Genomic DNA, 8859 nt, shown 5'->3' on the forward strand with positions numbered 1-8859 from the left:
GCGTCATGAGCAAGATCATCAAGAAGTCGTCCCGGCGGGGCGTAACCGCCGGGACGACCGGGAGCGAGCCTACCGGTGGCGGTGGCCTCAACCCGCGCGTGATCCCATCCCGCTGGGGCTGGAGGGGCGCCGGCCGTGGCCGGGCCGCCCTCCTGGACCCCGGCGCCGTCTACATGAGCTCGACCAAGCAGACCGCGGGGCTGTACCCCTTCGTCCTCGGCGGCGGCCTGCCGCCCGAGGGCGTGCCGATCGGGTATGACCAGCTCACCCATGAGTTGGTGTGCTTCGACCCGTCCGGGTGGATCGGCACCCTGCTGACCAACCCGGGCGTGTGGATCATGGCGCAACCGGGTGTGGGAAAGTCCGCCATCGCCAAACGCATCTGCCTCGTGTACACCTCGTACGGCCACAAGCTCGTAGTGCCTGGTGACGTCAAAGGGGAGTACACGGGCCTGGTCCGCGAGCTCGGCGGCCAGGTCGTGCGGATCGGTCGCGGCCTCGACCGACTCAACCCGCTCGACTCCGGCCCGCTCCGAAAGATCCTGCCGACCCTCGGCGCCGGCCGCCGGGACGCCCTGCTCTCGGAAATGAACGGTCGCCGCAGCGAACTCCTTCACGCTCTGCTGACCACGGAAATGGACCGGCGGCCCGACTCGTCCGAACGCAACTGCGTGGAAAAGGCGATCCGGCTCGTGGCGGCCGCACTGATTGGGGAGGAAGACCCGGTCATTCCTGACGTGGTGAAGGTGCTCCGGGAAGGGCCCGCAGAGCTGCGGGCACAGCTCATGGTGGACACGGAAGACGACTACCGGGCCTTGGTCCGCCAGGTCACGCACGCGCTGGAGAACCTGTGCGATGGGCCGCTCGCCGGTCTCTTCGACGGGCCGACCACCCGGCCGCTCGACCTCGACGCCCCGGCGCTGTCCGTCGACCTGTCCACCCTGCTGACGGCCGGCGATCAGGTCGTGTCCGCCGGCCTGCTGGCGACGTGGGCGTACGCGTACAGCAGCATCGACTCGGCCCGCGCTGTCGGCCTGATGAACTCGCCGCTTGTGCTGCCGCTTGACGAAATGTGGCGGGCTCTGCGAGCCGGCCCCGGCATCGTCAATGCGTTCGATTCCATGACTCGGCTCAACCGGGCTCGGCGTGAGGTCACGCTCATGATCACACACAGCCTGCGGGACCCCGAGTCGCTGCCCACCCCCGAGGACCGGGCCAAGGCCATGGGCATGATCGACCGCTGTGACTCGATGATCCTGGGCGCGCTGAGCGTTGGCGAACTCGAACGGGTGTCGGCGCAACGGCCCCTGACGGATGCGGAAATCGCCATGATCGCCTCGTGGTCGTCCTCCTCCGGCACCGGCCTGGACGGCACCCGCCAGGTCCACCCCGGCCGGGGCAAATACATGCTCCGGCTGGGCACCCGCCCCGGCACCCCCGTCCGGCTCGCGCTGACCGAAGCGGAACGCCGGCTGTACGAGACGGACCCCAAGACGATCAGCAAGGGAGTGACGGCGTGAACGATTCCGGCAACGGCGGCGGGGCTGGCGCGGGGGCTCCCCTCGCCGTCCTCGGCGTCATCGTGGGCGGTGCCGGCCTGTTCACCGGCGCCTACATCGGCGGCACCCTCGGCGTCCTCCTCGCGGGGGGCGGGTGGGCTCCGCCTGCCTACACCTTCAAATCCGCGGTGGCCCTGGTCTCCGGCGGCCCCGCCCGGCTCTGGCCGGGGCACACCACGGCGGCCGGCGTCGGGATCGTCGTGCTCCTGGTGCTCGTCCTCGTCGGCCTCGGCGTCGCCGGATTCTTCGTCTGGCAACGCTTCTTCTCCCACCGTGCCGGGCTCGCGGGGGTGCGCGAGCTCGCACCCCTCGCCCCCAAGGCGATCACGGCACGGGCCCGTCAGCTGCGGCCGTCCCTCAAGGGGGTGGAGAAAGTAGAGCCTGACGACACGGGCGTACTGCTCGGCAACCTCGACGCGGCGCGCGGCCCTGAGCTCCGGGCGAGCTGGGAGGACGTGATGTTGTCCATCATGGCGCCGCGCTCGGGCAAGTCCACCTCGATCGCCGTTCCGACGGTCCTGCGCGCCCCCGGCGCGGTGATGCTCACGAGCAACAAGCCGGATGTGTGGGCGGTGACGTGGGCTCGACGCAGCAAGCGCGGCCGGATCTGGCTGATCGACCCGCAGGGGATCACTCACTCTCCCCGGGCCCTGTGGTGGGACATGTTGGCGTCCGCCCGGACGATCGAGGGTGCGGGGCGGCTCGCGTCCCACTTCATCGCGGCGACCACGGACGAAAAGAGCCGTGGCGACTTCTGGATGGGGGCGGCCAAGAACCTGCTGACCGCGCTTTTTCACGCGGCCTCCGTCTCGGGCGGCTCCGTCTCCGACGTGCTCGCCTGGCTGTCGACGCCGAGCGACCGGGCCCCCGTGGCCGCGCTCAAGGCTGCCGGGAAAGAGGCCTTGGCGCAGCAACTCGCCTCGACGGTCGCCGGTGCGGCCGACACCCGCGACGGGATTTTCGAGACGGCGCGTCAGTGCGTGGCCTGCCTCCTCGACCCCGAAACCCTCGCCTGGGTCACCCCCGACCCTGCGGCCGCGCAGTTCCGCCCCGACGACTTCGTGAAGTCGAAGGACTCGCTGTATCTGCTCTCCAAGGACGGCGGCGGCTCTGCGGCCGGCGTCATCGCGGCCGCCGCTGATGCGGTACTCCGCGCGGCGATGGCGGCCGCCGAGCGAGCCGGCGGCCGGCTCGACCCGCCGTTGCCCGCCGTACTGGATGAGGCCGCCAACGTGTGCCGCATCGAAGACCTGCCAGACCTCTACTCGCACCTGGGGTCCCGGGGCATCCCGGTGACAACCATCCTCCAAAGCTACCGCCAGGGCGTCCGCGTCTGGGGTGAGTCGGGCATGGATTCGATGTGGGGCGCGGCCACCGTCAAGGTTCTCGGCGCCGGCCTCGATGACGCCGAATTCGCCGAGAAAGTCAGCCGGCTCATCGGTGAGCACAAGGTCTCCGAAAGCTCCGTGTCCCACGGATCGACGGGCCGCAGCGTCAGCACGTCGCGCCGGCGCGAGCGCGTCATGGAAGCGGCGGACATCCGCGCGCTGCCCAAGGGCCGGGCCCTGCTGCTCGTGACCGGCGTACGCGTCGGCATGATCCGCCTGCGGCCCTGGTACCTGGAGCCGAACGCCGCCGACCTCACGGCAGACTCCAACGTCGAAATCGCAGAGATCGCCAACCGCGCGAGCCGAAAGGTGCTCTCGGCATGACCGACGACACGCCCACCCTGGACGGCCTGGCCGAAGACCTGGAGGACATCAAAGCCAACATCGCGGCCTTCGCCTCACAGCTGGAGACCACCACGAACAAGGTGGAACAGGTGGCGTCCGCGGTGGCCACCAGCGGCGGCCAGGACGGCGACGGAAAGGACTCCGACGGTGGGAAGGAGAAGCCGAAAACGCCGCCGTTCATCCTCTGGCTGCCCAAGGAGAAATACACGGCCGAACTCGAAGCCCTGGCGGACTGGGTAACGAACCTCCTCGTCCCCACCTACCTCGGTGAGGTCTCCTCGTCGGCCACCTGGTGCGCGTCCTGGTGGGCCCACCCGGCGGCCGTCGCGCGGCTCCATGCGCTGTGGTTGGCCTGGCAGGAACTCACCGACCCCGAGACGTGCGGACGCACCGGCCCGTCCGTCTGGCACCGTGACCACCTGGACCCCGCGATGGTCCACCTCCGCGCCGCCGACGGCCCTTTCGTCGCCTGCATGACCAACCCGGACCGAGTCCAGCACGACGTACTACCGGTGCCCCCGGTGGCACCGCTGCCGCCCCGGACCGCCGTCGCCGAGGCGAAGCCTGCCACCGTCTGACGGTTAACGTGTACAAGCTAAAAGGGCCGGAGGGATGTTCTCCCTCCGGCCCTTCTTCGTCGGCGCGGACTACGCGATGTTGCGGCGGGGTGCTCCCGGCGGCGGAGTCGGTGCGCGTTCCGGCCCGCGCGCCTGAGTCGGCGCCGTCTTCCCGGCGGTCGTCCGGCGGCCGCCCTTCTTCGCTGCCGGCACGCTCGGCGACTTCGCGGCTGCGGCTGCTGCGCGCGCGTCGATGTCCGCGCCCGTGGCCTCGTGCGCGGACAGTCCGTCAAGGCCTGCGGCGTCGCTCCATTCCGCCCCGGCCGTGGCGATGTCGCCGCGTCCTGCGGCCTCGGCCGCGCGGCCTCGGGCCTCGTCGGCCTCCCCGAGTGCGGCATCGGCCCGGGACCGCTGGTCGGTACTGCTGCGGGCGAGCGCGGCCGCGTGCCGTCGGTCCTCCGCGTCATCCGTTCCGGTCTCGCCTGTACTGCTGCTGGCGGACGTTGTGCTCTTGCTCGTCGGCTCGTCGCTCGCCGGCCTGCCGGGGGTGCGGAAACTCGAATTCATCGCTGCTCGTTCCTATCGTCCGTGGGTCCGGGCCGGGGTCGGCTGGGCCGCAGGGCTTGCGGGCGCGGCCGCCGGCCCCGGTGGCGGCGTCACGCCAGGCGTAGCGGTGGTGGACTTCGCGGATGCTGCCGACGCTCGGGCATCCGTCGTCGGCGTCGGACTCCCCATTGGGCTCGCGGTCCGGGTCGACGCGGTGGCGGCCGTGGGGGCCGACGTGGACGCCGGGGCCGGGGTCGGGGCGGCCGGGGTCGGGGCGGCCGCCGGCCACGGCCACGGCCCCGGCCGCGCCACCGTCGGGGCTTGGGTTGGGGCCTGGGTTGAGGCCGTGGCCTGGGTCGGCGCTGGCGCTGCTGTCGGGGCCGGTGCAGCCGTCGGGGCCGGTGCAGCCGTCGGGGCCGGTGCAGCCGTCGGGGCCGACGGGCTCTTGGCTTGGTCGCCGAGCAATCCGCGGGCCGCTTCTGCGGGCGTGAGCGTGATGCCTGCGGCTGCTGCCTGCTGGATACGGACGGGGACGCCGGCCAGAGCCTCCCGAGGATTGTGCCCACTGCCTTGCAGGTCCTTCATCTGCTTGGCGATGGTCGGCCACTCCCGGGAGGTGACCAGCCGGCCCAACGCATGCTCATCGGCCAGGGACTCGCGGGCCACGATGACCAATCGGGCATTCTCCTGCTGTCCGATTCCGAGGCGTGCGAGCTCGCTGGCACGGTCGCCGAGTACGGGTTTCTGTCGCCCCCGTACCTTGTCCAACAGGTCTTTTCCTCCTTCCTTCATTCGCTCCCCGATGCCGGCCCGGGGCTCCTTGCTCTTCCCGGATTCCTGGCCGGGCGGGGGCGCCCAAGGATTTCTCGGCTGGCTCGTGGTCGTCGGCACGGTGACACCCGGTGTTGTCGACCCTGCCCGCAGGTCGGTGTCCATGCGTGCGATCACGGGGGCTGCGTCGCCGAGGAACTGGGCCACGTTGACGCCTGAGGCCTCCAAGCGTTTCAGCTCGTTGGCGAGCTGCGGCCACTGCGTGGAACTCACCATCGCCTCCGCGACTTCTGGGGGCTTGACGGTGCCCCGCACAAGGTGCGCGTACCGCTCGTGATCCGGGTCTGCCGACTGCCGAACAGGGGCGGGTGTGGGCGTGGGCGCGGCAGCACGTTCCGCGGCCTCGCGCTGCTGCCGCTCGCGTAGAGCCTGGGCCACCATCACAAGCACTTGCAGCGCGACGGCGGCCGTCTGGGCCGCCTGCCCTCCGGCCTGCTCCATCGGGTTGGTATCGCTCACGGGTTCCCCTCGTCCTGAGCCATCATCATGTCCTCATCTCCACAGGTCTCCTGTACCTGACGCTAGCTGTCCGAGGGCCGTCACGTAGGCAGTTTTCCCGCCCGTGTAACGGCCCGGACTAGCTGGCCTACCGCCGGGGTCCGCGCGTCGCGTTCCGGCGCTGTACGGCCTCCTGCGCGGCTCGCTCGGCAGCGCTCCGCTCTCCTGGTGCCGCACCCTGCGGGCGGGCGGGTCCTGCCCTTCTGGGGATGCGGGGGAGTGAGACCGGGGTGCTGGCCTTCTGCAATCTCCCTTGCATTCGCCAGGTGAGAACCTGAGCCACGTTGTCCGCGTCGGCCAGGTCTCGGGACGCGACCACCTCGGCGAGAATCTGCGCCGGTTCGTGCCCTTCCCCCGCCGCCTTGATGAGGTAGGCGGCCAGGGTTGGGGCAGCGGGGTCCGCGAGCACGGACGCCGCATATTCCGGGACCGCTTGGCGGACAGCTTCCCCGAACGTGGTCGCGGTCGCGTCCACACCTAGCGGCATGTCCTCAATCGCCACCGGCTCTTGTCCCACCACCGGCGGCGGTGAGGTCCTCGCACCCGAATCCGCGGTGTCGTCGCTGTCGCTGGAGGAGACATCGGAGGGACGCGGCGGCCTGGCCGTCACGCTTCCTTCGGGGAGGTAGGCCAGGCGATTCCCTCTCTGCATCTCCCCGTCGCGCAGACTCACGGCGTAGCGGCTCGGATCACCCTTGCGCATTGTGGCCACATACTCCTGTAGCCGTTCAGCCGCGTACGCCTCCGCCGTCACTCCCTCGGGCAGATATCCGGTGCCCTCGGCGTCAACGATCGTGCGATCCGCCTCGTTCACAAACTCGCTGTGGCTGATCGTCCACCGGACCAGCTTGCCCCCCGCCTGCGGTGTGACTGGTGTGGGCTGTTGCTGCGGCGGGATCGCCGGTCCGTCTCCAGTCGACGCGTTCCGCGCGTCGCTGTCCATCTGCCGTTGCAGTCGCCAGACGAGTACCTCGGCGGTGCTGTCGACGTCATCGAATCCGCGGAGCGATGCGACGCGCGCGAGCACCAGGCCCGGGTCGTAGCCGGCGTTCTCCGCCTGGCGCAGTGTGGCCGCCAGGGCCGGCCACGCTGCCTCGCCAAGGATGGTTTCCGCCAGGTGGGGGAGTGCGGCGCGGACGACGGGGGCGTACGCCTCGACCAGAGCCGGCCCGTCCGGCTCCATCGCCGTACGCTGCCAGGCGGCCCGGCTGCCTCGTCCTGGTCGACGGCTTCCGCCGGCACCGTACGCCATCTCGGTGGCGGCTCGCAGGTGTGTACCGGCCTGCACCGCTGCTCGCTCCTGGGCGGCGTGCTGGGCGGCCTGGTGCCATCGCATCGCGGCCGTGATGGCCAGGGCGACGGCAACGAGAATTGCGATGGCCGCCGCTGCTTCTCCTCCGCTGGCGATGGCCGATGCTCCGGTGACGAGTAGCTGCGTCGCGGTGCGCAGGTGGGCGCTGGCCTCGCTGTCCATGCGGCGGCTCGTCGGCGCGCGGCCGGCCCTTTCAAACGCGCGGGCTGCGGTCCTCAACTCGTCGCGGACCGCTTCCGGCGCCTGGGCCGCGTAGGTGGCCAGGAAATCGGCCAGGGCCACCATTTCACCGGCCCCGGCTTCGTTCCCGGCCTGCCCGAGGACGGCGGCGGCCTGGTGCACGTGCCCGGCCGCAAGCTGCCAGGCGGCGGCCCGGCTGGGCACCGTGCCGACACCCGGTGACGTGCTGGAGCCGGCACCCGCGCTCCAGCGTTCGCGGACGCGGGGGAGCGAAAGGTCTGGTGCCAGCCGTGAGCCGGAAAACCAGACGGCGCGGCCTCCGGCCGTTCGGTCTCCGGGCAGCGCAACGGAGTAGCCGGTAACTGCCCCATCTGGTGCCACGCGCTTGTTCAGTCGTAGACCTGCGGACGTGATCGCGGCAAAGAACTCGTCATCGGAATGAGCTCCGGCGGCCGCCCGTCGGACGGTCTGTTGGAGGGTCTCGCGCGGTGTCTCCTCGCGGCCCTTCCTCTCCGCCTTCGCCTTCTCCTCGGCGGTCGGCCACCGGCTCGCTGTTTTATCACCACTCGTGAGCTGGCGCAGTCCGTAACGCTTCTCCAGCTCCCTGGCTCTCGCCTGCATCTTCGGGATGTCCCGGCGGACATCCGGGGCCCGGCCGTCCTGCCGAGCAAGGGTGGCCACGATATGAATGTGATCGTCGGCATGCCGCACGGCAACCCATCGGGCGCCCATCGGGTCATCCTTCGGGGCGATACCCGAAGCATCCATAATCTCGCGTGCTACCTCGGCCCACTCGGCATCCGTCAACGTTCGGTCCCCGGGGTCCAAACGGACCGGAACGTGGTAGACGTGCTGATCTGGCTTCGGCCCGTCCAGCATCATCAACGGAGCGTCCAGGAGCATGCCCAGAGTCGTGATCGTGGCACCGGAATCCAACGCCGGATCGCCCACGCCGGCGTCCCACGCGGCGACCATGTGGGGGTCCGTGTGCTCGTTCGCCCGGCCCGGCCCGTACAGGTAGTACAGGAGACCAGTCGTCCGGCCGCCGGCCTTGGCCTTCTTTGGAATCAAACTCGCCCCTCCATGACTGCCAGCGTTGCAGCGTCCAGCGTCTCCACTGCCTTTGCACAGCGGACCATCACCGCTGTCACCTGTGGGGGCGTCGCCTCGCCCCGGCTGTTCAGAACCGCGGCGATCTGGTTCGCGTTATTCCCGATTCGGTTCACTGAGACTCGCGCGTCGGCAAGGGTTCTCAGCTTGTCTTTCTGGTCGACAGGGGCCGGGTTGACTTCCTCTTTGGCGACGGCCAGGGACGCGTTCGCCACGTAGGCGCCGACCGACAGGCCGGCGCTCGTGGCTGCCGTGTAGAGGGTGGCGTACTCAAGCTCGCTCAAGCTGATGTTGATCTGCTTTTTGCGCGGTGCGTCACTGCGTCGCGCTCGGCGTCTGGCGGGCGTCTTCTGCTCCATCAAATCCCTTCCCAGGATGGTCCGTCCCCGGACCAAAAACAGTGGCCCCGGTAGGTCGAGCATAGCGAGATCAGGGCCACTGGGCCGGATAACCATAGGTTATCCACTAACTTGCTCCGACTATGGAGGCCGCTGGGGGTGGGTGCCGGGGTAGGGCGGCGCGCGGCCTCACAC

Annotated in this window: 6 protein-coding genes; 3 read left to right on the top strand and 3 right to left on the bottom strand. The window is 70.2% G+C overall.

Annotated elements, in window-relative coordinates; genetic code table 11:
• The first annotated feature begins 5 nt into the window (after positions 1-5).
• The 3 genes from OTB19_RS33695 to OTB19_RS33705 are packed head-to-tail and all read left to right on the top strand — an operon-like array spanning position 6 to position 3870.
• Positions 6-1520 (top strand): ATP-binding protein, encoded by a 1515-nt coding sequence (locus tag OTB19_RS33695; RefSeq protein WP_267802516.1) that lies wholly within the window; start codon positions 6-8, stop codon positions 1518-1520.
• Positions 1517-3271, top strand: coding sequence for a type IV secretory system conjugative DNA transfer family protein (locus OTB19_RS33700; protein ID WP_267802518.1), 1755 nt, complete (start codon positions 1517-1519; stop codon positions 3269-3271). Before OTB19_RS33695 ends, OTB19_RS33700 begins: the two co-directional genes overlap by 4 nt.
• Complete coding sequence (locus OTB19_RS33705; RefSeq protein WP_267802520.1) at positions 3268-3870, top strand: DUF4913 domain-containing protein; 603 nt, start codon at positions 3268-3270, stop codon at positions 3868-3870. Before OTB19_RS33700 ends, OTB19_RS33705 begins: the two co-directional genes overlap by 4 nt.
• 69 nt (positions 3871-3939) lie before the next feature.
• Here OTB19_RS33705 and OTB19_RS33710 read toward each other — a convergent pair whose 3' ends face one another.
• From OTB19_RS33710 to OTB19_RS33720, 3 genes are all read right to left on the bottom strand, one after another.
• Complete coding sequence (locus OTB19_RS33710) at positions 3940-4416, bottom strand: hypothetical protein (protein ID WP_267802521.1); 477 nt, start codon at positions 4414-4416, stop codon at positions 3940-3942.
• 1396 nt (positions 4417-5812) lie between these two features.
• A complete protein-coding gene (locus tag OTB19_RS33715) occupies positions 5813-8287 on the bottom strand; it encodes a relaxase/mobilization nuclease domain-containing protein (RefSeq protein WP_267802522.1) in 2475 nt (824 codons plus the stop codon).
• On the bottom strand, positions 8284-8685 hold the full coding sequence (locus OTB19_RS33720; RefSeq protein WP_267802523.1) for a plasmid mobilization protein: 402 nt from the start codon (positions 8683-8685) through the stop codon (positions 8284-8286). The genes OTB19_RS33715 and OTB19_RS33720 overlap by 4 nt, the downstream gene beginning before the upstream one ends.
• Positions 8686-8859: the final 174 nt, after the last annotated feature.

Source organism: Streptomyces sp. H27-H5 (assembly GCF_026627505.1).
GTDB lineage: Bacteria > Actinomycetota > Actinomycetes > Streptomycetales > Streptomycetaceae > Streptomyces.